24 protein-coding genes and 1 riboswitch are annotated in these 25,069 nt (G+C 73.4%); of the genes, 12 read left to right on the top strand and 12 right to left on the bottom strand.

The window, feature by feature from the left end; translation table 11 throughout:
* Window positions 1–37: 37 nt before the first annotated feature.
* Window positions 38–325, bottom strand: a complete 288-nt coding sequence (locus tag FHU33_RS14570; protein WP_142025985.1) for an Lrp/AsnC family transcriptional regulator — start codon at window positions 323–325, stop codon at window positions 38–40.
* The gene (locus tag FHU33_RS14565) at window positions 322–2,169 is read right to left on the bottom strand and encodes a DEDD exonuclease domain-containing protein (protein ID WP_142025984.1); all 1,848 of its coding nucleotides are present in this window, start codon (window positions 2,167–2,169) and stop codon (window positions 322–324) included. Before FHU33_RS14565 ends, FHU33_RS14570 begins: the two co-directional genes overlap by 4 nt.
* Window positions 2,170–2,356: 187 nt before the next feature.
* Between FHU33_RS14565 and FHU33_RS14560 the strand changes: the two genes are divergently transcribed.
* The 5 genes from FHU33_RS14560 to FHU33_RS14540 all read left to right on the top strand — a co-directional run bounded on the left by FHU33_RS14560 (window position 2,357) and on the right by FHU33_RS14540 (window position 8,485).
* On the top strand, window positions 2,357–4,099 hold the full coding sequence (locus FHU33_RS14560) for a D-alanyl-D-alanine carboxypeptidase family protein (protein ID WP_142025983.1): 1,743 nt from the start codon (window positions 2,357–2,359) through the stop codon (window positions 4,097–4,099).
* A gap of 77 nt (window positions 4,100–4,176) precedes the next feature.
* The gene (locus FHU33_RS14555; protein ID WP_142025982.1) at window positions 4,177–4,503 is read left to right on the top strand and encodes a hypothetical protein; all 327 of its coding nucleotides are present in this window, start codon (window positions 4,177–4,179) and stop codon (window positions 4,501–4,503) included.
* A gap of 187 nt (window positions 4,504–4,690) precedes the next feature.
* A riboswitch (cyclic di-AMP (ydaO/yuaA leader) is annotated at window positions 4,691–4,871 on the top strand.
* A gap of 125 nt (window positions 4,872–4,996) precedes the next feature.
* A complete protein-coding gene (locus FHU33_RS14550) occupies window positions 4,997–5,965 on the top strand; it encodes a C40 family peptidase (RefSeq protein WP_246063646.1) in 969 nt (322 codons plus the stop codon).
* 97 nt (window positions 5,966–6,062) lie between these two features.
* Entirely contained in the window at window positions 6,063–7,343 is a 1,281-nt protein-coding gene (locus FHU33_RS14545) for a M48 family metallopeptidase (protein WP_246063643.1), read from the top strand.
* The gene (locus FHU33_RS14540; protein ID WP_142025979.1) at window positions 7,340–8,485 is read left to right on the top strand and encodes a glycosyltransferase family 4 protein; all 1,146 of its coding nucleotides are present in this window, start codon (window positions 7,340–7,342) and stop codon (window positions 8,483–8,485) included. Before FHU33_RS14545 ends, FHU33_RS14540 begins: the two co-directional genes overlap by 4 nt.
* 72 nt (window positions 8,486–8,557) lie before the next feature.
* Here FHU33_RS14540 and FHU33_RS14535 read toward each other — a convergent pair whose 3' ends face one another.
* Window positions 8,558–10,351 (bottom strand): AMP-dependent synthetase/ligase, encoded by a 1,794-nt coding sequence (locus FHU33_RS14535; RefSeq protein WP_142025978.1) that lies wholly within the window; start codon window positions 10,349–10,351, stop codon window positions 8,558–8,560.
* Window positions 10,352–10,507: 156 nt separating this feature from the next.
* On the opposite strand from FHU33_RS14535, the gene FHU33_RS14530 reads away from it, so the two are divergent.
* The 5 genes from FHU33_RS14530 (at window position 10,508) to FHU33_RS25025 (ending at window position 14,112) form a co-directional block, all read left to right on the top strand.
* Window positions 10,508–10,939, top strand: a complete 432-nt coding sequence (locus tag FHU33_RS14530) for an SRPBCC family protein (protein WP_142025977.1) — start codon at window positions 10,508–10,510, stop codon at window positions 10,937–10,939.
* Between the two features lie 5 nt (window positions 10,940–10,944).
* Window positions 10,945–12,090 (top strand): ArsA family ATPase, encoded by a 1,146-nt coding sequence (locus FHU33_RS14525; RefSeq protein ID WP_142025976.1) that lies wholly within the window; start codon window positions 10,945–10,947, stop codon window positions 12,088–12,090.
* Window positions 12,087–12,404, top strand: a complete 318-nt coding sequence (locus FHU33_RS14520) for a hypothetical protein (protein ID WP_142025975.1) — start codon at window positions 12,087–12,089, stop codon at window positions 12,402–12,404. Before FHU33_RS14525 ends, FHU33_RS14520 begins: the two co-directional genes overlap by 4 nt.
* Complete coding sequence (locus FHU33_RS14515; protein ID WP_142025974.1) at window positions 12,401–13,390, top strand: ROK family glucokinase; 990 nt, start codon at window positions 12,401–12,403, stop codon at window positions 13,388–13,390. The genes FHU33_RS14520 and FHU33_RS14515 overlap by 4 nt, the downstream gene beginning before the upstream one ends.
* A gap of 377 nt (window positions 13,391–13,767) precedes the next feature.
* Entirely contained in the window at window positions 13,768–14,112 is a 345-nt protein-coding gene (locus FHU33_RS25025) for a nuclear transport factor 2 family protein (protein ID WP_170182457.1), read from the top strand.
* A gap of 57 nt (window positions 14,113–14,169) precedes the next feature.
* Here the strand turns inward: FHU33_RS25025 and FHU33_RS14505 are convergent, their stop codons facing one another.
* From FHU33_RS14505 to FHU33_RS14485, 5 genes are read right to left on the bottom strand one after another with little or no spacing between them, the layout of a single operon-like run.
* Window positions 14,170–14,358 carry a hypothetical protein gene (locus FHU33_RS14505; RefSeq protein WP_142025972.1) on the bottom strand — a complete coding sequence of 63 codons (189 nt, stop codon included), beginning with the start codon at window positions 14,356–14,358 and terminating at the stop codon, window positions 14,170–14,172.
* Window positions 14,359–14,362: 4 nt separating this feature from the next.
* Window positions 14,363–15,604, bottom strand: a complete 1,242-nt coding sequence (locus tag FHU33_RS14500; protein WP_142025971.1) for an ornithine cyclodeaminase, nickel-pincer nucleotide-dependent — start codon at window positions 15,602–15,604, stop codon at window positions 14,363–14,365.
* Between the two features lie 58 nt (window positions 15,605–15,662).
* On the bottom strand, window positions 15,663–16,664 hold the full coding sequence (locus tag FHU33_RS14495; RefSeq protein ID WP_142025970.1) for an asparaginase: 1,002 nt from the start codon (window positions 16,662–16,664) through the stop codon (window positions 15,663–15,665).
* 17 nt (window positions 16,665–16,681) lie between these two features.
* Window positions 16,682–17,371: a DUF308 domain-containing protein gene (locus FHU33_RS14490; RefSeq protein ID WP_142025969.1), complete on the bottom strand. Its 690-nt coding sequence runs from the start codon at window positions 17,369–17,371 to the stop codon at window positions 16,682–16,684.
* Window positions 17,368–18,195, bottom strand: a complete 828-nt coding sequence (locus FHU33_RS14485; RefSeq protein ID WP_246063642.1) for an alpha/beta hydrolase — start codon at window positions 18,193–18,195, stop codon at window positions 17,368–17,370. Before FHU33_RS14485 ends, FHU33_RS14490 begins: the two co-directional genes overlap by 4 nt.
* A 122-nt stretch (window positions 18,196–18,317) precedes the next feature.
* On the opposite strand from FHU33_RS14485, the gene FHU33_RS14480 reads away from it, so the two are divergent.
* Complete coding sequence (locus tag FHU33_RS14480) at window positions 18,318–19,079, top strand: lysophospholipid acyltransferase family protein (RefSeq protein WP_246063640.1); 762 nt, start codon at window positions 18,318–18,320, stop codon at window positions 19,077–19,079.
* A 243-nt stretch (window positions 19,080–19,322) separates the two neighbouring features.
* Here FHU33_RS14480 and FHU33_RS14475 read toward each other — a convergent pair whose 3' ends face one another.
* Genes FHU33_RS14475 through FHU33_RS14465 form a run of 3 tightly spaced genes read right to left on the bottom strand, consistent with a single transcriptional unit; the run spans window position 19,323 to window position 22,407 of the window.
* Entirely contained in the window at window positions 19,323–19,910 is a 588-nt protein-coding gene (locus tag FHU33_RS14475; protein ID WP_142025968.1) for a TetR/AcrR family transcriptional regulator, read from the bottom strand.
* 17 nt (window positions 19,911–19,927) lie between these two features.
* Window positions 19,928–20,878, bottom strand: coding sequence for an alpha/beta fold hydrolase (locus FHU33_RS14470; protein ID WP_142025967.1), 951 nt, complete (start codon window positions 20,876–20,878; stop codon window positions 19,928–19,930).
* Window positions 20,875–22,407, bottom strand: a complete 1,533-nt coding sequence (locus FHU33_RS14465) for a flavin-containing monooxygenase (protein ID WP_142025966.1) — start codon at window positions 22,405–22,407, stop codon at window positions 20,875–20,877. The genes FHU33_RS14470 and FHU33_RS14465 overlap by 4 nt, the downstream gene beginning before the upstream one ends.
* Window positions 22,408–22,543: 136 nt before the next feature.
* Between FHU33_RS14465 and FHU33_RS14460 the strand changes: the two genes are divergently transcribed.
* Window positions 22,544–23,458, top strand: a complete 915-nt coding sequence (locus tag FHU33_RS14460) for a short-chain dehydrogenase/reductase (RefSeq protein WP_142025965.1) — start codon at window positions 22,544–22,546, stop codon at window positions 23,456–23,458.
* Between the two features lie 102 nt (window positions 23,459–23,560).
* Here FHU33_RS14460 and glpK read toward each other — a convergent pair whose 3' ends face one another.
* Window positions 23,561–25,036 (bottom strand): glycerol kinase GlpK, encoded by a 1,476-nt coding sequence (gene glpK, locus FHU33_RS14455; RefSeq protein ID WP_142025964.1) that lies wholly within the window; start codon window positions 25,034–25,036, stop codon window positions 23,561–23,563.
* Window positions 25,037–25,069 lie beyond the last annotated feature (33 nt).

Below are 25,069 nucleotides of genomic sequence, written 5' to 3'. Positions count from 1 at the left end.
AGCGTGCGAGGGGGTGGGGAGGAAGGGGGTCCTCTTACTAGTCGGCGGTCTCGAAGCCGATGGAGAACGCGGCGTCGAGGTCGTGCCGCGAGTAGGCGCGGAAGGCGATGTGGGTCTCGGTCTCGAGCACGCCGGGCACCTTGTTGATCCGCCCGGCGATCACCTCGGCGATCTGCTCGAACTCGCGGACCCGGACGATGGCGATCAGGTCGACCTCGCCGGCGGTCGAGTAGACCTCGCTGACTCCCTCGAGGTCGGCGATCGCCGCCGCCACCTCCGGGATCGCGTCGGTGGCCGCGTCGATCATCACGATGGCGGTGATCACGCGGGGGAGCCTAGCCGGGACCGCCCACGGCCGCCCGTTCCTGCCGTGACCCGCTCCGGACGGGCGCGCGTGCCGAGCGACCGGTCGTCGGCGAAGGGATCCCGACCGGAGTGCCCGGTCCCCACCCGGGCCAGGAACGAGCTGAACGCCCCCGTGCCCGGGGCCGCGCAGGCCAGCGTGCCGGTGAGCTCCACGAGACGGGTTCCGGGCTTCTCCATCCAGCGCAGGATGAGCTCGGTCTCGTCGACGGTGGCCGCGAGCTCGTCGTCGGGACCTACCGGGGTCTCGGCGGTGGCCAGCAGGCCCGGCAGCGTGGCGCGCACCGACGTGCCGCGCGGGGCGCCGCCCGCGGCCACCAGCCGCCCGCGGCGGACCACGGAGAGGTGCCAGCCCCGCGAGCCGTCGGTCCGGGCGAGGACGAGTTCGGGCACGGCCGCGAGTGACTCCAGGCGCTGCCGGCGCCGTACGGCCCGCACCAGGACCGCCACCCGGTCACGGAGAATCGCTGCGTCCTCGTAGCGCTCCTCGGTGGCGAGCCGGTCGACCCGGGCGAGCAGCGGCGCGAGCAGGTCGCGGGGGTCGTGGTCGACGGCCGCCCGGAAGACCGCCGCGATCGACGCGTACTCCTCGACCGACTGGGCGCCGGTGCAGGGACCGCCGCACCGGCCCATGCCGAACAGGGCGCAGGCCGAGCTGGACACCCGCGGCGAGATGCGGGTCGTGCACTGCCGCAGGGGCAGCGCCTCGTGGACCGCGGCGACGGCCGCGTCGGCGGCGCGCCGGTCGGGGAAGGGGCCGAGGAAGACGCCCGCGCCGGGGCGGACGCGGCGGACGACCGACAGCCGCGGGAAGGGCTCCTCGGTCAGGCGGATCCACAGCGCCCGTTCGGGGAAGCGGGAGCGGCGGTTGTACCGCGGCTTGTGCTCGGCGATCAGTCGTAGTTCGCGGACCGCGGCCTCGAGGTCGTGCGCGCACGGGATGGCGTCGACCCGCTGGGACAGCGCCACCATCTCGGTGATCCGGCTGCGCTGCTCGCTGGCGGAGAAGTAGCTGCGCACCCGGCTGCGGAGGTCGTTCGACGTCCCGACGTACAGCGGCTCGTCGCGCGGACCGCGGAACAGGTAGACGCCCGGTCCCCGCGGCACGCTGTCGGCCAGGTGCCGCTTGCGCAGCCGCTCGGGGTCGACCTGGCGGGTCAGCCCCGTCAGCTCCTCCAGGGAGGTGATGCCGAGGGGGCCGAGCCGCTCGAAGAGGCCGTGCAGGACGTCGACGGTGGCGCGTGCGTCGTCCAGGGCCCGGTGGGTGGGCGAGGTGGTGGCGGAGAAGTAGGGCGCCAGCGTGGCCAGCTTGCAGTTGGGCACCTCGTCGCGGGTGAGCAGCCGGCGGGCCAGCACCGCGGTGTCCACCGACGCCGCGGCCGGCCACGCGATGCCGTTCTCGGCGCAGGCCGCCTTGAGGAACCCGATGTCGAAGGGGGCGTTGTGGGCGACCAGGACGGCCCCCCGGGCGAACTCCAGGAAGGCAGGGAGCACCGTGCCGATGCGGGGCGCCGCGGCGACCATCATCGACGTGATGCCGGTCAGGACGCTGATGTAGGGCGGGATCTCCCGGCCCGGGTCGACCAGCGTCTGGAACTCGCCGAGGACGAGCCCGCCGCGGACCTTCACCGCTCCGATCTCGGTGATCGCGCTGTCCTTCGGCGACCCGCCCGTCGTCTCGAGGTCCACCACCACGAACGTGACGTCGGCCAGCGGCGTGCCGAGTTCGTCGATGGTGACCTGCTCGTACCGCTGCGGGTCCTGCCGCAGGGGAACATCGCGGGGGAGAGCGGGGGAGGAGGGCACGGCCGGACGGTAGGTCGCGGTAATGACACTCCTGTGATGCCGCGCCGGGGGCCCGGGCCGTGCCGATGTCGCCCGGGCGGGGGTTCCGGGCCGGTTCGCCTGGCGGCGCGCGGATGATCAGGACACCATCTCCCCCGGTGGGCCGCGCCCGTGGACGAGGGCGGCCCGGACACGTAGAGGTGGTCTGATGCTCCCGCGCTCCGGGCGGCGCACTGGTGGGACTGCGGTTCGGACGGCCTTCGCGGTGGTGGCCGCCGCCGCCCTCGCGGCCGCCGTGACCGCGCCGGCGTCGGCGGCACCCAGCGACCAGCCCGGCGGCACCTCGGCGGTACTGGACAGCCGGGCGCTGGACGAGCTGCAGCAGCGCGCCGCCGAGGTGCAGACCGGGCTCCAGCAGCAGCAGGCCGAGGTGGCCGCCGCGCGGGAGGAGCTGGCGCGGGCCGAGCGGGCCGTCGCGGACGCCGAGGCGGTGGTGTCCGAGGCCGAGAGCGAGCTGGCCGTCCACCAGCGGGCGGTCGCCGCCTACGCGGCGGCGGTCTACCGGGACGGCGGGGCGGTCACCCCGTTGACCCTTCTGCTGTCCGGTGGCGATCCGGGGGACGTCGTGGCGGCGCTGGGATTCCTGGAGGTCGTCGACGGACACGCAGCCCAGGTCATCGGCGTCGCGGCAGGACTCCGGCAGACGGCGCTGGATCAGCAGCAGCGGGCGACGGCCGCGCTGACGCAGGCCCGTGCGCGTGCCGACGCGGTCGCCGGGAAGGTGGCCGAGCTCGAGGCCGCCGCCGACGCGGTCACCGACGAGCTGGACGAGGCCCTCGGCGTCGTCGACCGCCAGCTCGCCCAGCTGCAGCAGGAGCAGCTCGACGTCAACGACCGGACGGCAGCCAACTGGCGGGCCTACGTCGAGCAGCTGACCGCAGCCGGCATCACCCCTCCGCCCGCGGCTGCCCTCCTGGACCCGCCCGCAGGGCTGCCGGCCGGCCTGGTGCCGGTCGGGGCCGTCGACGGTGGTGCCCAGCGCGGCGCGGCCCAGCTGCCCCGGCAGCCCACGTCCCTGCTGGTCCTGCCGGCCGAGACGCTGGGCGCCGTCACCGCGGCGATGGGCGCACTCGGGCGTCCCTACGCCCCTGGAACCGCCGGGCCCGACTCGTGGGACTGCGGATCGCTCGTGCAGTCGGTCTACGGGTCGGCGGGTATCCAGCTGCCCGGCACCCAGGCCGATCTCTTCGCCGCCACCACGCCGGTCGCCCCGGCCGACGTCCTCCCGGGCGACCTGGTCTTCCTGGGCTCCGCCGAGTCGGGACTCGGCCACGTCGGGATCGCGCTGGACCCGAGGACCATGCTGGCCGCCGACGCGCGGGCCGGTGCTGTCGTGGTCCGCACGCTGCCTGCAGACCAGGTCCTCGGCATCGGGCGCCCGGGTCTGGGGCAGCGGGCGCCGGTCGCCGCCCCCGGTCCCACCGGCGGAGCGCTGCGCGTGGAGTGCGGGAACACCGTCTACCCGCCCAGCTACGACGGCACGCGCTCCTGGGGCGGCTATCCCAACGGCCTCATCCCGCCGAGCGCCATGTGCCCGATCGGCGCGGGTGCCCACACACTGCGCTGTGACGCCGCGGCGGCCTACCGGGCGTTGTCGGCCGCGTACGCCGGTGCGTTCGGGACGCCGATCTGCATCACCGACTCCTACCGCACCTATGCCGGCCAGGTGCGCCTCTACGGACAGAAGCCGGCCCTGGCGGCGGTCCCGGGCACCAGCAACCACGGTTGGGGCCTGGCGGTGGACCTCTGCGGCGGGATCGACCGGTTCGGCACGCCGCAGTACGCCTGGATGAAGGCCAACGCCGGCCGGTTCGGCTTCCTCCACCCCGACTGGGCCGAGCCCGGCAACGGGCGCGAGGAGCCCTGGCACTGGGAGTTCGCCGGCACCTGAGTCCCCGGCCGCGCTGGATCCGGCGGAATTGTCGGTGGCCGCTCCTACCGTGCGGATGACTCACGGAGGAGAAAACCATGCTGATCGATTGCGACACCTGCACCGCGCGCCCGACGGGCTGCGCCGACTGCGTCGTCACCGTCCTGCTCGGGGCGCCCCCGGGCTGGCAGAGCAGCGACCCGGTCGTCATCCCGCTCGACGGGCGTCGCGGTGCGGGCACCGACACGGCTGTGGGGGGCATCGCGGCCGAGGACGTCGTCGTACCCCCGGCCGGGGTCGTCGTGGAGTTCGACGACGTCGAGCGCCGGGCCGTCCGTGCCCTCGCCGAGGTCGGTCTGGTGCCGCCGCTGCGTCATCGGGACCCCTCGGGAGAGGCTCGGGACGGCGACTGGAGGACGGGCTGAGGGCGTGTGGACGGAACGGTCCGGTCCATGTCACATCGAGTGCTCGTGCGGCTCTGGCCTGCACTGACAGGCCGGGATGGGGCGCTCGTCACAGGCGTCACAAGATCTTCCGTTTGTCACATGATCGTCACGGTCGTAGGGTCGCCGGGTCCGACCGAGTGGTCGTCACCCGCAGAGGGGTGACCTCGGACGGGCACCGCCTAATCGCCTGACGGCGCCTGCACAGGTGTCGGACGGCGAGCCGGGGACCCACCGCAGTCCTGGGGTGAGTTCTCCTGCTGGGCCGGTTCGCCGGTGCGCAGGAGATAGGGCCAGTCTTCCCAGCCCGAACCCGTCAGCTAACTCGGTAGGCGGTAGTCGAGGAAGAAACGGAGAGCCGCCGCTCGTGGCGACCCCACACGCCGTACTGCCGCACGCCCTTGATCAGTCCGCCACCGTTCGTCCGTCCGCTCCTGGACACGTCGGATGGCTCCGGTCCGGTCTCCTCCTCGGAGTGACCGCGGCCCTGACCTTCACCGTCCTCCCGGGCACCGCGACTGCCGACCCGCGGGACATCACCACCGCTGGGCAGGCCGCTCAGGCCGTCGCCGACGCCGAGCACGAGCTCGAGGTGGTCACCGAGGAACTCAACGAGGCCAAGGTCCAGCTCGAGGCACAGCACGCTGCCGTCGCCAGCGCCGAGCAGGCCGCGGCCGACGCGCAGGCGCAGCTGGACTCCCTCGACGGCCAGGTGCGCCAGCTGGCCCGCTCCGCCTACACCAGCGAGGGCTTCTCCCCGCTGGACGTGCTGCTGACCAGCGACTCGGCCGAGGAGCTGGTGCACCAGCTCGGCACCCTCGATGCCATCGCCGGGCACACCAACCAGCAGCTCGCCGAGGTCGCCGAGGCCGCCGCCGCGGCCGAGCAGGCACAGACCGCCGCGGACGAGGCCACGGCGGAGGCGCAGCGCGCCGTCGACGAGATCGCCGCCCAGCAGGAGGACCTCGAGGCGCAGATCGCCGACTTCCAGCGCCAGTACGCGGCGCTGAGCGCTCCCCAGCAGGAGGAGGTCGCCCGGGCGCACGGTGGCACGGAGGCGCAGCCCGCTCCCAGCGGCGTCGTGGCCCCGAGCGGCGCGGCTCAGGTCGCAGTGGACACGGCGCTCGCCCAGGTCGGCGACGCCTACGTCTGGGGCGCCGGCGGTCCGAACGCGTTCGACTGCTCAGGTCTCACGCAGTACGCCTACTCCGCTGCGGGGGTGAGCCTGCCGCACTCCAGCAGGAGCCAGTCGCAGATGGGCTCCCCGGTGTCCGTCGGTGATCTCCAGCCGGGCGACCTGCTCTTCTACTACGAGCCGACCAGCCACGTGGCGATGTACGTCGGCGGCGGGAAGATGGTCCACGCCTCGACCTCCAGCAAGCCGGTCATGGTGGTGGACTTTAACTCGATGAGCGGCTTCACGCACGCGCGCCGCATCGGCTGACGACCTCGCACCCCACGGCCAGGGCCGGTGACCTCCGCGTGGGGTCGCCGGCCCTCGTCGTCCGGGGATGCCGGGATCCCCGCATAGGATCGGTCGAGTGAGCCGGGTGGGTCGGGAAGGTGCTCGCGCCGCGCTGGCCACCGCGGTGATCCTCGGCATCGCGCTCGCCGCCGTCATCGTCGTTACCACGCCCTGGACGCCGTTGCCCGAACCGGTGGGCGGGCACAGTCCGGTCGACCCCACCGCCGGCCTCTCGCCGGAGCAGGTGGACCGCGCCGAGGCGTTCGCGGCGGCGCTCCGTCCTGCCTCCGTGGCCTCGCTGCTGCTCGGCCTGGCCGTCTCGGCGCTGCTCGGCCTCACCCGGGCCGGCGGCCGGCTGGTGCGGGCGGTCACCGCACCGCTCGGTGGGGGATGGGTCTGGCAGGTGCTGCTCGGCGTCCTCGCGCTCGCCGTCGTGGGGCGGCTGGTCACCCTGCCCCTCTCGGCCTACGGGGAGGTGGTGCGGCAGCGCTACGGGCTGTCCACGCGGAGCTGGGGGCTCTGGCTGCGCGATGTCGGCGTCTCCACGGCGATCGACGCCGGCCTGACCGCCGTGAGCGTGCTCGTGCTGGTGCTGCTGGCCCGACGGCTGCCGAGGACCTGGTGGGCGTGGGCGGGGGCCGGGGCCGCCGCGCTGGTGGTCGTCGGCTCGTTCCTCTGGCCGGTCCTGATGGAGCCGGCCTTCAACCGGTTCGAGCCGCTGGCGGCCGGTCAGTTGCGCAGCGACCTGCTCGAGCTGGCCGAGGAGAACGGGACGCCGGTCGAGGACGTGCTGGTGTCGGACGCCTCCCGGCGTACGACGGCACTGAACGCCTACGTCTCCGGGTTCGGCTCCACCCGCCGGATCGTCCTCTACGACACCGTGCTGGACCGGTTGCCCGACGACCAGGTCGAGTCGATCGTCGCCCACGAGCTGGGGCACGTGGCCACCGACGACGTCCTCGCCGGGACCCTCATGGGGGCGCTCGGAGCGGGAGCCGGCGTGGCGGCGCTGGGCTGGCTGCTCTCGGCACCGCGGCTGCTCCGGCGGGCAGGCGCCGACGGCCCGGGGGATCCCCGGGTGATCCCGCTGCTGCTCTTCCTCATGGCGGTGGGCACCCTCCTCTCCACGCCGGTGCAGAACGCGGTCTCCCGGCAGGTCGAGTCGCGGGCGGACGTACGTGCTCTCGACCTCACCGGCGATCCGGAAGCCTTCGCCGCCATGCAGCAGGACCTGGCCGGCTCCAACCTCAACGACCCGGATCCGCCGGACGCGTGGCACTGGCTCTTCGGCTCCCACCCGACCGTGGCGCAGCGGCTGGCCATGGCCGCGGACTGGGCCCGACTGGAGCGCCCGTGAGCGGCCCCGGCCGGACCCTCGTCGTCACCAACGACTTCCCGCCCCGCCAGGGCGGCATCCAGACCTTCGTCGCCGAGCTGCTGGCGAGGCGGCCACCGGAGTCGCTCGTGGTGCTCGCCTCCCGGTCGCCCGGATGGGAGGAGTACGACGCCGCGCTGCCGTATCCGGTCGTGCGGCTGCCCACCGGCATGCTGCTGCCCACCCGCCATGCGGGTCGCGCCGCGGTCGAGCTTGCCCGGCGCCACGGGTGCGACACCACCTTCTTCGGCGCCGCCGCACCCCTCGGCCTCATGGCTCCGACGCTGCGCGCGGCCGGCGTGCGGCACCTGGTGGGGGCGACCCACGGGCACGAGACGGGCTGGGTGGCGCTGCCGGGCAGCCGGCAGGTGATGCAGCGGATCGCCTCGGGGCTGGACGTCGTCACCTACATCAGCGACTACACCCGCGACCGGCTGGCTCCCGCCCTGGGCGGGCGCACCCGCCTGGCCCAGCTCTCGCCGGGGGTCGACGTCGAGCGGTTCACACCCGACGCCGACGGGGCCGCCGTCCGGAAGCGCTACGGCCTCGGGTCGGCGCCGGTGGTGGTGTGCGTCTCCCGGCTGGTCGCCCGCAAGGGCCAGGACGTGCTGGTGGCCGGGTGGCCGCGGGTGCTGGTCCGGCGTCCGGACGCCCGGCTGCTCCTCGTGGGGGGCGGGCCGGCCGAGGCCTCGCTCCGTCGGGCCGTGGCCGCACGCGGCCTGACCGGCTCGGTGCTCTTCACCGGTCCGGTCGATCCGGCGGAGCTGCCCGGGCACTACGCCGCCGGCGACGTCTTCGCCATGCCCTGCCGGACCCGGCGCGGGGGCCTGGACGTCGAGGGGCTGGGGATGGTCTTCCTCGAGGCCGCCGCGTGCGCCCGGCCCGTGGTCGCCGGTACCTCCGGGGGCGCCCCCGAGACCGTCCGGGAGGGCGTCACGGGGCACGTGGTGGACCCGCGCTCACCCGCCGCCGTGGCGGACACGCTCGTCCGGCTGCTGGCCGAGCCCGACCGCGCCCGCGCCATGGGTGTCGCCGGGCGCACGTGGGTGGAGGAGCGGTGGTCGTGGAGGAGGATCGCCGCCACCTTCGCCGAGCTCCTCGAGCCCGGCTGCAACCAGGCATAGGAACCAATACCTACGTCAGGGGCCTCCGGATGCGGGTATAGGTTCCTATGCCTGTTGAGTCGCAGTCGTTGCTCAGCGGGCGTAGAGGCCCTCGACCTCGGTGCCGAACTCCTTCATGACGACGGCGCGCTTGAGCTTCAGGCTCGGGGTGAGCATGCCGTTGCCCTCGGTGAAGTCGGTGCCGAGGATCGTGAACTTCTTGATCGCCTCGGCCTGCGAGACGGCCTTGTTGGCCTCCTTCACCGCGGCGTCGATCTCCGCCTTCAGCTCCGGGTCCTCCCGCGCCTGCTCGGCGGTCTGGTCCGCGGGCTTGCCCTTGGACTCCAGCCACTGCGGCAGGGCCTCCTCGTCCAGCGTGATCAGCGCGCCGATGAACGGCCGCTGGTCGCCGACGACGATGCACTGGCTGACCAGGCGGTGCGAGCGCAGCCGGTCCTCGAGCACCGCGGGGGCGACGTTCTTGCCGCCGGCGGTCACCAGGATCTCCTTCTTGCGACCGGTGATCTTCAGGAAGCCGTCGGCGTCGAGCTCGCCGAGGTCGCCGGTGCGGAAGAAGCCGTCGGCGTCGATGGCGTCGGTGGTGGCGTCCTCGTTGCGCCAGTAACCACGCATGACGATGCCGCCGCGGATGAGCACCTCGCCGTCGTCGGCGATGCGGAACTCGACGCCGGGCAGCGGGCGGCCCACGGTGCCGATGCGCAGGGCGTCGTCGTGGTTGACCGAGGCGGCGGCCGTCGTCTCGGTGAGGCCGTAACCCTCGTAGACCGTGACGCCGATGCCCCGGAAGAAGTGGCCCAGCCGCTCGCCCAGGGGGGCGCCACCGGAGATCGCGCCGAGGCACCGACCGCCGAGGGCCGCCCGCAGCTTGCCGTAGACCAGCTTGTCGAACAGCGTGTGCTGGGCCCGGAGCGCGAGCCCCGGCCCGCCGTCGTCCTGCGCCCGCGACCAGTCGATGGCGACCTGGGCGGCCTTGTCGAAGATCGTGCCCTTGCCGTCGCCCTCGGCCTTGGCCTTGGCGCTGTTGTAGACCTTCTCGAACACCCGCGGGACGGCGAGGACGAACGTCGGCTTGAACTCGCCGAGGTCCGCGACCAGGTTCGAGACGTCGGGGGTGTGGCCGATGACCGTGCGGGTCTTGATGGCGCCGACCTGCAGGACGCGGGCGAGCACGTGCGCCAGCGGGATGAACAGCAGCAGGGAGCCCTGCACGTTCATGAACCGGCCGAGCAGGCTCATCCCGTTGCCGATCTCGAACAGGAAGTTGCCGTGGGTGAGCTCGCAGCCCTTGGGGCGGCCGGTGGTGCCGCTGGTGTAGATCAGCGTGGCGAGGCTGTCGGCCGTGAGCGTGGCCCGGCGCGCCTGCAGCTCGCTGTCGGGGACGTCCTCGCCGGCCTGCACCAGCTGGTCGACCGCGCCGTCCTCGATCACGTGGACCGACCGCAGGTCGGGTGTCTGCTCCCGGACGGACTCGACGGCGGCGGCGTGCTCGTCGCGCTCGACGATGACGGCGGTCGCGCCGGAGTCGGACAGGATCCAGGCCACCTGGTCGGGGCTGGAGGTCTCGTAGATCGGGACGACGGCAGCGCCGGCGGTCCAGATGGCGTAGTCGAGGACCGTCCACTCGTAGCGGGTCTTCGCCTGCAGGGCCACCCGGTCACCGGCGGCGACACCCGCGGCGATGAGCCCCTTGGCGACCCCGTCGACCTGGGCGCCGAACTCCTTCCAGGTGACGTCCTGCCACTGACCGTTCCGCCGTGCCCGCAGGCCGACCTCGTCGCCGTGCTCGGCGACGTTGGTGGCGAGCATGTCGGTCAGGGCCTCGTCCGGGCCCACCTCGGTGGTCGCAGGAACGCTGAACTCGCGCACGCCTGGTCCTCTCCTCCCCGCCGTCCGGGGGCACCGTCGCCCCCGGCCCCGGCCAGGGACGTCGCAGGAGAATCTAGCCGGTGATCCCTACTCGTGAGTAGCAGAGTGCTGGACCGCCGGCTCGCCGGACGGCGGGAAACGGCTAGCCTGCTGCCCATGGCCGAGCAGTCCACCCAGTCGATCGTCATCGATGCGCCGGCGGCCGACGTCATGGCCGTCATCGCCGATTTCGGCTCTTACCCCCAGTGGGTCGCCTCCGCCAAGAAGGTCGAGGTCCTCGAGACCGGACCTGACGGCCGGGCGCAGCGGGTGCACTTCGTGCTCGACGCCGGAGCGGTCAAGGACGACTACGTCCTCGACTACACCTGGGACGACGACCGGAAGGTGTCCTGGACCCTCGTCGAGGGCCAGATGCAGAAGCGCCAGGAGGGGTCCTACACGCTCACCGAGACCGACGGCGCCACCGAGGTGACCTACGCGATCACCATCGACCTGTCGATCCCGATGCTCGGGATGATCAAGCGGAAGGCCGAGAAGGTCATCCTGGACACGGCTCTCAAGGAGCTCAAGAAGCGCGTCGAGGGCTGACCCGCGTGCGCACGCTCCTCCTCACCGGCCCGGGCGGGGCCGGCATTTCGACCATGGCCGCGGCTGCGGCGGTGCGCGCCGCCCGATCCGGGCGCCGGACCGTCCTGCTCTCACGGCAGGCGCCCCCGGTTGCGGGACTGGACGTCGAGCCGGGCCTCACCGTGGTCACCGTCGACCCGCAGGCGGCCGTCGAAGGCCTCTGGGCGGGTGCCGCCGACGCGGCCGGCGCCGTGCTGCCGCAGCTGACCCTGCCGCCGGCCACCTCCGTCGTCCCCCTCCCGGGCGCCGCCGACCTCGCCCTGTTCGCCGAGCTCGCCCGCGCCGAGGCCGAGCTCGTCGTCGTCGACGCCGGCCCGATCCAATCGGCACTGGCACTGGTCAACCTGCCCACGACCCTGCGGTGGTGGCTGGAGCAGCTGATGCCGCCGAGCGTGCGCGCCCTCGGTGCCGTCCGGACCGCGGCGGTCGCCTCCGGCGTGGTGCGCCGGGGGCCGGTGGACGCCGCGCTGGCCGCCGTCCCGGTCGTCGAGGCGTTGCTCGCCCGTGACCGGCTGGCCGATCCGACCGGCACCGGCGTGTACCTGGTGGCCGAGCCCCGTACGTCGTCGGCGGCCGGGCTCCGCGCAGTGGCGACGGTCCTGGCGTTGCACGGCCTGGCGGCCGGCGCCGTCCTCAGCCGGGTCCTCCCGCTGGCGGGGGGCGACGAGTGGACGACGGCCCGCGCCGCCGAGCAGGAGGCGGCGCTCGTCGCGCTCGCCGACGTGGCACCGGTGCGGCGCGTTCCCGAACTCCCCGTCGCACCGGAGGGCCCCGACCAGCTGAGCACGCTGCTGGGCGACGGGTTGCCGGAGAGCACCGGGTTCGCCGTGCCCGCGCCCGAGCGGCACGAAGGGGCCTGGCGGCTCAGCCTCCCGCTTCCGTTCGCCGAGCGCGGCGCCGTCACGCTGACCCGGTGGGTCGACGACCTGGTGCTGACCGTCGGCGGGATCCGCCGGTCGGTCCGGCTGGACGCGCTGCTCCGCCGGTGCGAGGTGACCGGCGGCCGGCTCGCCGCCCCCGGTACCGCCGCCGCCCGTCTGGAGGTGGGTTTCCGCCCCGACCCCCAGCTCTGGCCCGCCGATCTCCTCAGTGCCGAGAAAAGGACCCCATGACTCCCGGAACCGACTGGATCGACCAGGCCCAGCGCCTGGTCGAGGCCGTGCGTGACAACCTCGCCTCCCACGAAGCCTCCGTTCCGGACAGGCCTGCACACTCCGCCGACTGCCGGTGGTGCCCGATCTGCCAGGCGGCTGCCGTCGTGCGCGGCGAGCGCCCCGAGGTGAGCGCGGCCCTGGCCGATCTGCTCACCGCGGCCGCGACGGCCCTGCGCACCGTGGCGGCCGCCGGGCAACCGGCGGAGTCGACCGCCGAGACCCCGCAGGAGAGCGAGCCGCCCGCGCCGGTCCAGCAGATCGAGATCGCGTGACGGACCCGGCAACGGCCGGGCCGGCCGCGCTCGGCATCGACATCGGCGGGACCAAGGTGGCCGGAGGAGTCGTCGCCGGCGACGGGACGATCCTCGCCACCGCCCGCCGGGCGACCCCCGGTGCCTCGGTCACCGACACCGAGGACGCGATCGTCGCCGTGGTCGAGGAGCTGGCCGCCGGGCACGACGGCGAGCTGGTGGGCGTCGGCGTCGGGGCCGCCGGCTGGTTCGACCGCCATGGCGACACGGTGTTGTTCAGCCCGCACCTGGCCTGGCGGAACTCCAGCCTCCGCAAGGACCTCGCCGCCCGGCTGCAGCGGCCGCTCTGGGTCGGCAACGACGCCGACGCCGCGGCCTGGGCGGAGTACCGCTACGGCGCCGCGAGGGGCGCCGACCTCGCCCTGATGATCACGCTCGGCACCGGCATCGGCGGCGGGATCGTCATGGACGGGCGGCTGCGGCGGGGGTCGCACGGCGTGGCGGGGGAGTGGGGCCACATGCGGGTCGTCCCCGACGGCCGGCTCTGCGCCTGCGGCAACCGCGGCTGCTGGGAGCAGTACGCCAGCGGGACGGCGTTGGGCCAGACCGCGCGCGAGGTCGCCCGCACCTCGCCGGCCGCCGCGGCACGGCTGCTGGAGCGTGTGGACTGCGAGCCCGACCGGCTCACCGGCGAGGACGTCGCGCGCGCGGCCGCGGACGGCGACCCGCTGGCCCTCGAGCTGATCACCGAGGTGGGGATCTGGCTCGGGCAGGGCATCGCCGACCTGGCCGCCGTCCTCGACCCCGACGTCGTCGTGATCGGCGGAGGCGTGAGCAAACTCGGCGAGATGGTGCTCGCACCGGCTCGTGACCGGTTGGAGCGGGCGCTTCCCGGGCGTGGCTTCCGCCCCGGTCCCCGCGTGGTGGTCGCCGAGCTCGGCCCGCAGGCCGGGATGGTCGGGGCCGCCGATCTGGTGCGGCAGGCCGTGAACGAGGGCGAGGCGTAGCTCGTCCGGACTTGGCGCGGGGACGGCTAGTACCCAGGCCGCCAACGTTGGCCCTGCCGATGCGGCGCGGACGTGGCCTTGGCGTGTCCCTGAGCGGCCAATTTGGGACACGTGCGCTCGCTTGCGGCCGGCCATGCCTCGGACGAACCGTAAGTCGGCTCGCGGCATCATCCCGGCGCTGCTCCTGCTCGGCATCGGGACGATCCCAGGCGAAGTTGTCGGCCGGAACCGGGCTCGGCAGGCGACGGAGTCCCCCGGCGGCGAGTGGGGTAGTCCTGTGCGACGTCCGGTGTCAGGATGCTCGCACGGTCAGTGTGTTTCCCGTTACCGACGCGAGACGCACCGGATCCAACATCGGCACCGAGGAGCCCCGGGCCATGGCACGCACACCGCAGGACGTCTTCGCAGCACACGCATCGGCTCTCGCCGCCGGCGACATCGGCAGGATCCTCGAGGACTACAGCGACGATGCCGTACTGCTGACCGCCGACGGGCCGTTCCATGGGCACAAAGCCATAGGTGAGTTCCTCACGGCTGCCCTCGGTGCCCTGCCGGAGGCGGAGTTCACTGTGGGCGCAGCAGTCTTCGAGGGTGATGCGCTGCTGTTGGTCTGGAGCGTCACGTCCCCCAAGGGAAAGATCACCGACGCGGTGGACACTTTCGTCTTCGCCGACGGCAAGATCAGACTCCAGACAACCGTCTTCCACGTGGAGCCTGCCTGACTTGCTCAGCTTCTCGCAGCCAATCTCAGGGTGCTGGGACAGCAGGAGAGCGCGGCACTAGTTCACTCCGCCGGTCAACAGGAGCACCCCGACGACGATCGCCACCACGCCCGCCAACCCGGCCGACACCTTGTTGTAGGGCGTCCAGGCAGCGCGCCCTCGGGTGCTCCGGCCCGCGAAGCCCGCACCGATGATCAGCACGAGGCCGACGACGACGCACAGCAGACCGAGTACGCCCACGGTCATCCCCTCACTCGGGGGCCAGCTCCCGCGCGAGCTGCTCGAGGAACAGGCCGATGTCGGTGATGATCCCCATCGCCTGGGCGCTGCCGCGGTCGGCGAGTTTCGTAACCGTTGCCGGGTTGATGTCCACGCTCACCAGCGGGATCGACGCGGGCAGGATGTTCCCCGTCGCGATGGAGTGCAGCATCGTCGCGACCATGATCGCGAAGCCGACGTCCGGCAGCTGCGCGCGCATCGCCCGCTGGCCCTCGATCACGTCGGTGTAGACGTCGGGCAGCGGGCCGTCGTCGCGCACCGACCCGACCAGGACGAACGGCTTGCCCGCCTGCACCATCGCGTGCATCACCCCGCCGGTGAGCACGCCGGACTCCACGGCCGCCGAGATCGACCCGGCCGCGCGGATCGTGTTGATGGCGCGGATGTGGTGCTCGTGGCCGTGGGGCACCCCCGATCCCTTGGCGAGGTCGACACCCAGAGAGGTGCCGAACAGCGCCGACTCGATGTCGTGGGTGGCCAGGGCGTTGCCGGCGAACAGGACGTCGACGAAGCCGGCGCGGACCAGGCGGACCATCGCGGGGGAGGCGCCGGTGTGCACGACCGCCGGACCGCCGACCCACAGGATCCGCTTGCCCTCGGCCTTGACCTCGCGCATCCGCTCGGCGATCTGCCGCACGAGCAGGGCCTGCGGCTTCTCGCTGGACACCGCCGAGGACATGAACCCGAAGTCGTCCTCCTCGCCGCGCGGCGCCTGCACCGGCAGCTCGACGCGCACGCCGTGCGCGCCGCAGACCACCGCATCCCCGGCTCGCACGTCGCTGACCGGCACTGTGCGGACCACCTGCTGCCCGTCCTCGTCGGTGACGACGAGCCCGCAGTCCATCTCCGGCTGCCGCACCCGGAGCCACTCCCGGTCGAGCCGAACGAGGGTCTCCAGGTTGGTGGTCGAGTAGAAGTCGTCGGGGAAGACGCCGTCGGCGGGGGCCGGCCGGGTCGTCGCCGTCCCCGGGTCCACGGCGTTGGCCCCGTGGATCTGCACCCGCATCAGGATCCGGTCGAGCAGGTCCGCCCCGTCGGCGCTGATCTCGACGAGGGCCCGTGACTCGTCCTCGTGCTGCCGGCCGAGGTCGAGGGTCTCGATGCGGTAGTCCCCGCCGTACTCGAGGACGTCGTCGAGGATGCGCGCGAGTATCCCGGTGTCCATCAGATGACCGGTGACGGTGACGGTGGCGGAGTGCGCGGCGGAGCTCACGCGGCGCACGCTATGCCATGTGGTCGTCCTCGACGACGATCCCCGTGCCAGGCCCGCGCTACCGCCCGCTGTGCTCGAGGAAGTGGCCTGTGACGCGCTCGCGGGGCACGCCGCCGGCGAGCAGGGCCCACAGCAGCAGCCGGGACTTGCGGGCGTCGAGCGCGCCGGTGAGGACGGCGCCGCGGGCCTGCAGGTCGATCTCGGACCCGGCGAAGCCGTAGGTGCCCGTCAACGTCCCGCCGGCTCCGGTCCGCGTGCTCACCACCACGGGGATCCCGGCGGCGACGGTCGTGCTGATCTCCTCGGCCAGACCGGTGGAGGTGTGTCCCGCGCCGAACGCGCTGATGGCGACGCCGCGGGCACCGTGCTCCCGCACCGTGCGCAGGAGGGCGCCGTCGTCCCCGAGGAAGGTCTCCAGCAGCGGCACGTCCGGGTCGGTCCGGGGACGTGGCAGCGGAGCGCCGCGGCGCGGCAGCCGGTGCACGTGCACGGCTCCTTCCACGACCTGACCGACCGGCCCGCCGTCGGCGGAGTGGAACGCACCGAGCGACCAGCTGTGGGTCTTCCGGACGGTGCGGGCGGCGTGGACGGTGTCGTCCAGCACGACCAGCACCCCGGCGTCGCGGAACGCCGGGGCCGTGGCCACGCGACAGGCCGCGAGCAGGTTCGCGGGCCCGTCGGGTGAGGCCTGGGCGGGGCCGCGCATGGCTCCGGTGACGACGAGTGGTTCGGGCAGGTCCCAGTACAGGCCGGCGAGGAACGACGTCTCCTCCAGGGTGTCCGTCCCCTGCGCGAGGACGACGCCGGCAGCGCCTGCCGCCACCTGTTCCCGGGCCCAGGCCACCGCGTCGACCACGTCCTGCGGCAGCAGGGAGGCGCTCGGGACGCGGGCCAGCGTCGCGACCCGGACCTCGGCCACGCCGTCCAGACCGGGGACCGACGCGGCGAGGTCCTCGGCCGTGAGCCGTGGCTCGATCCCACCGGAACTCGGGAACGGCGTCATGGTGATGGTGCCGCCGAGCGACCCGAAGGCGACGAGCGGTCGGCTCCGACCGGTCATGTGCGGAAATCCCTCGGTCAGACCACGGCGCCGTCGTCGCCGTCGTCCTCGGAGCGGTCCCGCATCCGCGACACCAGCAGGACGACACCACCGGCGATGCCCGCGACGCCGATGAGCAGGCCGAGGTCGGCGGACAGTTCGAGGATCCCCGGCGCGGCGATGACCAGCACGCCGGCGACGATCAGCAGCACCGCGTAGAGCGAGGCGGGAGCCGGGGCCGGGATCGGCGGAGGCGGCGGTGGCTCGAAGTGCTCGTCCGGCCGGTCCAGCACGGGCAGCTCGTGCGGTGGAGGCGGCGCGCTGTCTGCCGGCTCGTCCTCGACCACGGCGCGGCCGTGCTCCGCCTCGTACGCCGACACGATCCGCGCCCACTCGGCGTCCTCGTCGAGTTCCCGGCGTGCGGTGGCCGGCTCGGGCGCGGGTGCCGGCGGCACGTCGACGGGGGGTGCGTGCTGGTCCACGACCGTCCGTGCCTCGGCCCGGCGGGACCGGTCGACGAACAACCGGTCCGACGGCGGACTGGGCAGGCTCACCGTCCGCGTGTAGGGCTCCACGTCGGCCGACGGCTCCAGGTAGGCGGCGATGCCGACGGCGTGCAGCAGGTCGAGCAGGTGCTCACCGATGCGCGGGTCGACGTCGCGCAGGGGGCTCCAGAGCGTGGCCTGCAGGCCGTTGTCGCGCCGGCCGCGCCCGCGGCGGACCGTCACCGCGTCTCCGCGGCGGGACTCCCCGTGACCGGGTGGTCGCCGGCCCCCACGCGCGCACGGATCCAGTCGACGGAGCCCGCGAAGATTCTCGGGGCGTCGTTGTCCAGCGTGGCGACGTGGTAGCTGTCCTCGAGCAGCACCTCGGTCGTGTCCGAGCTGCCGACGCCGGCGAGCAGGATCGTGCTGTTGATCGGCTCGACGACGTGGTCCTCCACGCTGTGGAAGACGATGACGGGCGCCGTGACCGTGCCCAGGTCCGCGCGGGTGGCGGCCCACAGCCGGCGGAGCTGCATCATGGCGCGGGTCGGCAGCTTCGGGTAGGCCAGCTCCGTCACGCCCGGCTTCTTGATGTCGCTGGCGATGGGCGCCCAGCTGGGGGTGATCCGCGCGAGCAGCGGCAGCAGCTTCGCGTCCACCCGCTGGGTCAGCAGCGCCGGGTTGACCAGCAGGAGCCCGGCGACGTCGTCCGGGCGGACCTGGGCCAGCCGGGTGGCGAGCGTGCCCCCCATGGAGAGGCCGGCGACGAAGACCCGGTCGCACTCGGCGGCGAGCTCGTCGAAGGCCTGCTCGACCGTCGTCGTCCACTGGTCGTGGGTGCTGGTGTTGCAGTCCTGCCAGCGCGTGCCGTGGCCCGGCAGCAACGGGCACCGCACGGCGAAGCCCTCGGCCGCGAGGTGCTCACCCCACGGCCGCATGCTCATCGGGGTCCCGGTGAAGCCGTGCACCAGGAGGACGCCGGTCCGGCCGTCGGGACCGTCCCCACCGGGGAAGGCGAACGGCTCGGCGCCGGGCATGACGCCGTGGGGCTCGGTCGGTCCAGACACAGGGTCCTCCTCGGCGTCCGGTGGCGGTGCCGACCGGCAGGGCGTGCTCGGAACAGGTCACACCTCCGGCCGATTGTGATTCGGCCGACGGGCTCCTTAGTCTGGCAGTTCAACTGGGAGGCGTGTTGTTCTACTGGTTCCTCAAGTTCGTCGCCATCGGCCCTGCCGTGCGTGCCGTCTTCCGCCCGCGCGCCACAGGCACGGGGAACGTGCCGGCGACGGGTGCCGTGATCCTCGCGAGCAACCACCTGTCGGCCGCCGACTGGATCTTCATGCCCATGTCGCTGAAGCGGCGGGTGACCTTCCTCGCCAAGGCCGAGTACTTCACCGGCACGGGCATCCAGGGGGCGGCCCAGCGCGCCTTCTTCACCGGCGCCGGCCAGGTGCCCATCGACCGGTCCAGCGCCTCTGCCGCCGAGAACGCCATCCAGACCGGGATCCGCATCCTGCACGAGGGGAAGATCCTCGGCATCTACCCGGAGGGCACGCGATCCCCGGACGGCCGGCTCTTCCGCGGCAAGACAGGGGTGGCCCGCATGGCGCTGGAGACCGGCGCCCCGGTCGTGCCGGTCGGGATGGTCTACAGCACGAGGAAGCTGCCGTTCGGCAAGAGCATCGCCCGCGTCACCGTGCGGTTCGGCGCCCCGCTGGACTTCTCCCGCTACGAGGGGATGTCGGGCGACCGCTTCGTCGAGCGGTCGATCACCGACGAGATCATGTACGAGATCATGACGCTGTCGGGCCAGGAGTACGTCGACGTGTACGGCGCGACGGTCAAGAAGTCGATGGACGCGACCGGCGCCAGCGCGCCGGATGTCGTCGCTCGCCTGCAGCCGCCGCCGGACGAGGCGGCCGACCGCGCCCCCACCTCCCTCGCCGGCTGAGGGGCCCTCAGCGGTCGGTGAGTTTCACAGCAGGGTGATCTCGGGGTGGAGAATAGGAGCAGGTAAAGCCGCTCCACGGGACGTTGAGCCGCGTCACGGCGCGGCTCAACGTCCGTTGGCGCGGCTCAACCCGCATGCCAACAGGGCGCTGCGGAACTCGGCGCGGCGATCCCGGCCCCCGGAGCGGCGGCCTGTCATGACGGGCGGGGACTTTCCCACCCGAGAGTCACCCTGCTGCCGAACTCAGCGGCCGGTGAGCCGGGCGAGGACGTCGCGCAGCAGGTCGAGCAGCTCCTCGCGGGTCATGGTCGGCTCCTGCACCCACTGGCCCACCAGGTCCTCGGTGAAGGCGAACCAGGCGAGCACGAGCTGACGGCGCAGCGCGTCGTCGGGCAGCTCCAGCGCGGTCAGTGCCAGCTCCACCAGGCGGCCTCGGGTCTCCTCGTAGACCTCCGAGACCCACGGGTCACCGCCGCCGGCGCCGCGGACGAAGGCCAGGTGGCTCTCGCGGAAGGTCTCCACCCACCCGACGTAGCGGTCGAGCATCCCGGTGACCTGCTCCTCGCGCGGCGTCCCTGGCGCGGGCAGCAGATGCTCCCACAGCAGGTCGGCGGCGGCGCGGGTCACCGCGGTGTAGTACTCGCGCTTGGTCGCGAAGTAGTGGAACAGCAGGCTGCGGCTGATGCCCGCCCGCCTGGCCACCTCGTCGATGGTCAGCTCCTGCACCGGGGTGGTGGGCAGCAGCTCGAGCCCGATCTGCACCAGCTGCGCCCGCCGGTCACCGGCCGAGCGGCGCAGCCGGGGCGGGCCGGGCCGGGAGGACGCCGTCATCAGCTTCGGCGACCCGCTCAGGCCGCGACCCGGTCGGGGACAGCCCGGGCCAGCAGCCGCTCGACGGCGTCGGTCGCCAGCCGGGCCCGCTCCTGGGGGAGCATGTGCCCGGTCCGCCCGGCTACGTGCAGGGCGGCGTCGGGGATCGCCTCGGCCAGCTGCCGGCTGTGCCGCTTGGGCGTCAGCTTGTCGCTGTCCCCGACGAGGATCTCGACGGGCACGCTCGTGAGCGCCGTCAGCTCCTGGCGCTTGTCGTGCTCGCCGAGGGCCGGGTAGAAGGCGGCGAACGCGCGCACCGTCGAGGCGTGCATGATCTCCGCGCCCGCGACCACCATCTCGTCGGTGGCGTCGGCGCCGTAGAGCAGCTCGCGGACCAGCTTCCGGTGGCGCGGGTGCGAGGGCGGCAGCAGCTGCCGCATCCGCTCGAGCGCCCGAGCGCCGCCGATGGCGGCCGAGACCATGCCGGGGGCCAGCTTCAGCTGGAGCCGCTCGGCCGGCGTATCGCCCGCCGGGGCCAGGTCGCCGGCCGACGTCGACACCAGCGCCACGCCGCGCACCCGGTCGCCGAACAGCTCGGGCCGCGCGGCGGCCAGGCACATGATCGTCATGCCGCCCATCGAGTGGCCGGCCAGGACGACCGGACCGCTGGGGGCCAGCTCGTCGAGCAGTTCGCCGAGGTCGGCGCCGAGCTGGTCGATCGAGAGCTCGCCGACGGCGTCGGCGTAGCGGCCCCAGCTGGAGCGGCCGTGGCCGCGCTGGTCGTACCGGATCAGCCTCAGCTCGCCGGCGGCGAGCCGGGGGAGGAGCAGCTCGGCGACGTCGTCCCAGGCGGCCTGCGCCAGGGTCCAGCCGTGGGCGAGGACGAGGGTGACCGGGGCGTCGTCGGCCCCGTCGACGACGGCATGCAGGACGGCGCCGTCGGTGGTCCGGACCGCCGCCACCCGGCGGAGCACGGTTGCCGCGCTCATGCCGCCACCTCCGGGCGTTCGGCCGGGACGGCCGGGATGCCGACGTAGTTCTCCCGGTCGAGCTTCCTCGTGAGTCTCCGGAACCGGAACGTGAAGTCGGGCCACAGCGTGGTGTTGTGCCCGTGCTCGTCGAGGTACCAGCTCGCGCACCCGCCGGCCAGCCACACCGTGCCCTTCGACTTCTCCGCGATCAGCGAGCGCCACGCCTCCTGCGCCTCGGGGGTGGTCTCCAGGACGGCGAGCCCCTCGGCGTCCATCGTCTGCAGCGCGTCGTCGACGTAGGCCACCTGCGACTCGATCATGTAGACCATCGACGTGTGGCCGACGCCCACGTTCGGCCCGACCAGCAGGAAGAGGTTCGGGAACCCGGCGACGGTCGCGCTGCGGTTGCTGACCATCCCTGCCGACCACACGTCGGCGAGGGTGCGGCCGTCGCGGCCGCAGATCTTCCCGGCGATCGGTAGATCGGTCACATGGAAGCCGGTGGCCAGCACGATGGAGTCGGTGGGGCGCTCGACGCCGTCCCGCGTGACGATCGAGTGCGGGCGCACCTCGGCGATCCCGGCGGTGACGAGTTCGGCGTTGGGTGCCGCGACCGCCGGGAAGTAGTCGTTGCTGATCAGGATCCGCTTGCAGCCGATCGTGTAGTCCGGCGTCAGCGCCTTGCGGAGCTTCGGGTCGCGCACCTGGCGGTGCAGGTGGGCCCTGGCGAGCTTGCCGACCGGCTTCAGGAAGCGCCGGTTCTTCGCCATCCCGATGACCAGGAACTCCCGGAAGAGGTAGAGGAAGGCGCGGATCGCGTTCTGGAGGCGGGGGACGACGCGGTAGAGCCGGCGCATCCACGGCTTGACCGGGTGATCGGTGCGGGGGACGACCCAGGCCGGAGTTCGCTGGTAGACCGCGATGCTGCCGACGACCGGCTGGATCGCCGGGACCACCTGGATGGCGGAGGCGCCGGTGCCGATGACGGCGACCCGCTCGCCCGCCAGGTCGTGCGCGTGGTCCCAGCGCGCGGAGTGCATGACCGTGCCGGCGAAGGAGTCCAGCCCCGGGATGTCGGGGTAGGTCGGATCGGCCAGGGCGCCGGCCGCGGAGATCAGGACGCGCGCCCGGAACTCGCCGGCCGTGGTCGCGACGAGCCAGCGTCGCGCGGCGTCGTCCCATCGTGCGGAGGTGACGTCGGCGCCGAAGACGCAGTGCCGGCGGACCTCGAACCGGTCGGCGGTCTTCCGGAGGTAGGCCTGGATCTCCGGCTGCTCGGAGTAGGAGCGGCCCCAGTCGGGATTCTGGGCGAAGGAGAAGGAGTAGAGGTTGGACTGCACGTCGCAGGCCGCACCGGGATAGGTGTTGTCCCGCCACGTGCCGCCGACGTCGTCGGCGCGCTCCAGGACGACGAAGTCGGTCTCCCCGCGGCGCCGGAGCGCGATCGCCATGCCGAGGCCGGCGAAGCCCGAGCCGATGATCGCGATGCCCACCTCGCGGACGGCTCCGGCCGCCGCGACGGGGTGGTTCTCGAGCGTGCTGGTCACCGATCGCTCCTTCGCTGTTCCGGCTTGCTGAGCAACGCTCAACAAGCTACAACGATGTTGAGCAGTGCTCAATTCGAGCCGCATCACCCCAGAGCCCGTCACCCAGAGAGCCCAGCCCCCGCACCGAGGAGCACCCATGGCGTCGATCCGCAGGCAGCGTCCCCGCACCCCCCTGGCCGGCAAGGCGGTGCTGATCACCGGCGCGGCCCGCGGCATCGGTGCCGAGCTGGCGCGCCGCGCCGCGGCGCGAGGGGCCCGCGTCGCGCTCGTGGGCCTGGAACCCGAGCAGCTGGCGACGGTCGCCGACGAGCTCGGCCCCGAGCACCTGTGGGTGGAGGCCGATGTCACCGACGCCGCCGCACTGGAGGCCGCCGTCCAGCGCACGGTGGACACCTTCGGCGGGCTCGACGTCGTCGTGGCCAACGCCGGCATCGCCCCGCTGACCACCGTGATGACCAGCTCCGCGCACGCCCTCGCGCGCACGATCGAGGTCAACCTGATCGGCGCGATGCTCACCGCGCACGCGGCGCTGCCCGAGATCGCGAAGCGCAAGGGTCACGTGCAGCTGATCAGCTCCGCCGCCGCCTTCACCGTGCTGCCCGGCATGAGCGCCTACTGCGCCGCCAAGGCCGGTGTGGAGCGGTTCGGCGACGCGCTCCGCCTGGAGGTCGCCCACCGCGGGATCACGGTCGCCAGCGCGCACCCGACGTGGATCGACACCGACATGGTGCGCGACACCGAGGAGGCGCTCCCGACGTTCGAGGCGACCCGCAAGCAGCTGCCCGGCCCGCTGGGCGCCTTCACCTCGGTGGAGGCCTGTGCGGACGCGCTCGTGGAGAACCTGGAGACCCGCGGTCGCCGGGTCTTCGTCCCTGGCTCGGTGGGGGTCGTCTCGGCCCTGCGCCAGCTGGTGACCGGCGTCGTCGCGGAGAAGGTGGCGATGGCCGTGTCCGCGAAGCGGGTGCCGCAGCTCGAGCGCGACATCGCGGCGCTGAACGGGCGGGAGTTCGGCAAGAATTCCGTCGGCGACCGCTCCAAGGGCGCCGCCTGACCCGCTGAGCTGTGCGCGGTAACGCCGTCGGGTACCGCGCTGCAGCGCGGTACCGAGCCCCGCACCGCGGTGACCCACGGCGCGAGCGTCCGCGGCGGACGACTACCTCGTCCAGCCGCCGGCGCGGGGCAGGGCGGCACGCCAGCGGGCGTGCCGCCCGTCGTCCCGCCGGCCCTCCTCGGGCTCGAACCGCCGGTCCAGCGCCCACGTCTGCGCCAGCTCGTCGGTGCTGCCCCACACCCCGGTGCCGAGACCGGCCAGGAAGGCCGCACCCAGCGCCGTCGTCTCGGTGACCTTCGGCCGCCGGACGGGGACGCCGAGCTGGTCGGCCTGCAGCTGCAGGAGCAGGTCGTTGGCGCTGGCACCGCCGTCGGCCGACAGCTCCGGCACCTCGAGCCCCGCCTCGTCGACCATCACGTCGACGACGTCGCGCACCTCGAACGCGATTGCCTCCAGCGTGGCCCGCGCCAGGTGTGCCCGGGTCGTGCCGCGCGTGATGCCGAGGATCGCGCCGCGGGCGTGCGGGTCCCAGTGCGGTGCGCCCATTCCGGTCAGCGCCGGCACGAAGACGACGTCGCCAGAGTCGGGCACCGTGCGGGCCAGGCCCTCGATCTCGTTGGCGGAGTCGATCATCCCGAGCCCGTCGCGCAGCCACTGCACCGCCGATCCGGTCACGAAGATCGCGCCCTCCAGCGCGTAGACCAGGCCGTCGCCGAGGTCCCAGGCCACGGTGGTGAGCAGGCCGGCGTCCGAGCGGACGACCTCCGATCCGGTGTTGGTGAGCACGAACGAGCCGGTGCCGTAGGTGCACTTGCTCATGCCGGCGGAGTAGCAGGCCTGCCCGAACAGGGCGGCCTGCTGGTCGCCGGCGATGCCGGCGATCGGCAGCGCGAGCCCGAGGAACGCGTCGGGGTCGGTGGTGCCGACGACGCCGGAGCTCGGCACCACCTCCGGCAGCGCGGCCTTCGGGACGTCGAACAGCTCGCACAGCTCGTCGGACCAGCCGCCCTTCTCGAGGTCGTAGAGAAGCGTTCGGCTGGCGTTGCTGGGGTCGGTGACGTGCGCGGCGCCGCCGGTCAGCCGGGCGATCACGTAGGAGTCGACGGTGCCGAGGACCAGGGAGCCGTCGCGGACGCCGGCCCACACCCGCGGCTCCTCGGCCGCCAGCCAGCAGTACTTGGTCGCGGTGAAGTACGGGTCCAGCCGCAGGCCGGTCAGCTCGGCGACCCGGGGCTCGGACCCCTCGTCGCGCAGCCGGTCGCAGATGCCGGTGGTGCGGCGGTCCTGCCAGACGATCGCCGGACGGGGGGAGCGGAGGGTGCGCCGGTCCCAGACCACGGCGGTCTCCCGCTGGTCGGTGATCCCGACGCACGTGGGCTCGGTGTCGGTGCCGGCCAGCGCCTCGCGGCACGCCGCGACCGTCGCCGTCCAGATGTCGTCGGGCTCGTGCTCCACCCAGCCCGGGCGGGGGAAGAGCTGCGCGAACTCGCGGTAGCCGCGGGCCAGGACGTCGCCCTGCTCGCCCACGACCAGCGCGGTCACTCCCGTCGTGCCTGCATCGATGGCGAGAACCGGCATGGGCCTGAAACTAGTGCCGCCTACCGTGTCCTG

The sequence above is a fragment of the Blastococcus colisei genome (assembly GCF_006717095.1).
Classification (GTDB): domain Bacteria; phylum Actinomycetota; class Actinomycetes; order Mycobacteriales; family Geodermatophilaceae; genus Blastococcus_B; species Blastococcus_B colisei.
Note: the sequence above shows the minus strand (reverse complement) of the source record. Positions and strands in the feature narration are given on the sequence as shown.

Coding starts and splice junctions, on each gene's coding strand:
- FHU33_RS14460 (WP_142025965.1), top strand. CDS start 22,544: ATGGCGTCGATCCGCAGGCAGCGTCCCCGCACCCCCCTGGCCGGCAAG.
- glpK (WP_142025964.1), bottom strand. CDS start 25,036: ATGCCGGTTCTCGCCATCGATGCAGGCACGACGGGAGTGACCGCGCTG.
- FHU33_RS14520 (WP_142025975.1), top strand. CDS start 12,087: ATGACTCCCGGAACCGACTGGATCGACCAGGCCCAGCGCCTGGTCGAG.
- FHU33_RS14530 (WP_142025977.1), top strand. CDS start 10,508: ATGGCCGAGCAGTCCACCCAGTCGATCGTCATCGATGCGCCGGCGGCC.
- FHU33_RS14495 (WP_142025970.1), bottom strand. CDS start 16,664: ATGACCGGTCGGAGCCGACCGCTCGTCGCCTTCGGGTCGCTCGGCGGC.
- FHU33_RS14475 (WP_142025968.1), bottom strand. CDS start 19,910: ATGACGGCGTCCTCCCGGCCCGGCCCGCCCCGGCTGCGCCGCTCGGCC.
- FHU33_RS25025 (WP_170182457.1), top strand. CDS start 13,768: ATGGCACGCACACCGCAGGACGTCTTCGCAGCACACGCATCGGCTCTC.
- FHU33_RS14505 (WP_142025972.1), bottom strand. CDS start 14,358: ATGACCGTGGGCGTACTCGGTCTGCTGTGCGTCGTCGTCGGCCTCGTG.
- FHU33_RS14555 (WP_142025982.1), top strand. CDS start 4,177: ATGCTGATCGATTGCGACACCTGCACCGCGCGCCCGACGGGCTGCGCC.
- FHU33_RS14470 (WP_142025967.1), bottom strand. CDS start 20,878: ATGAGCGCGGCAACCGTGCTCCGCCGGGTGGCGGCGGTCCGGACCACC.
- FHU33_RS14560 (WP_142025983.1), top strand. CDS start 2,357: ATGCTCCCGCGCTCCGGGCGGCGCACTGGTGGGACTGCGGTTCGGACG.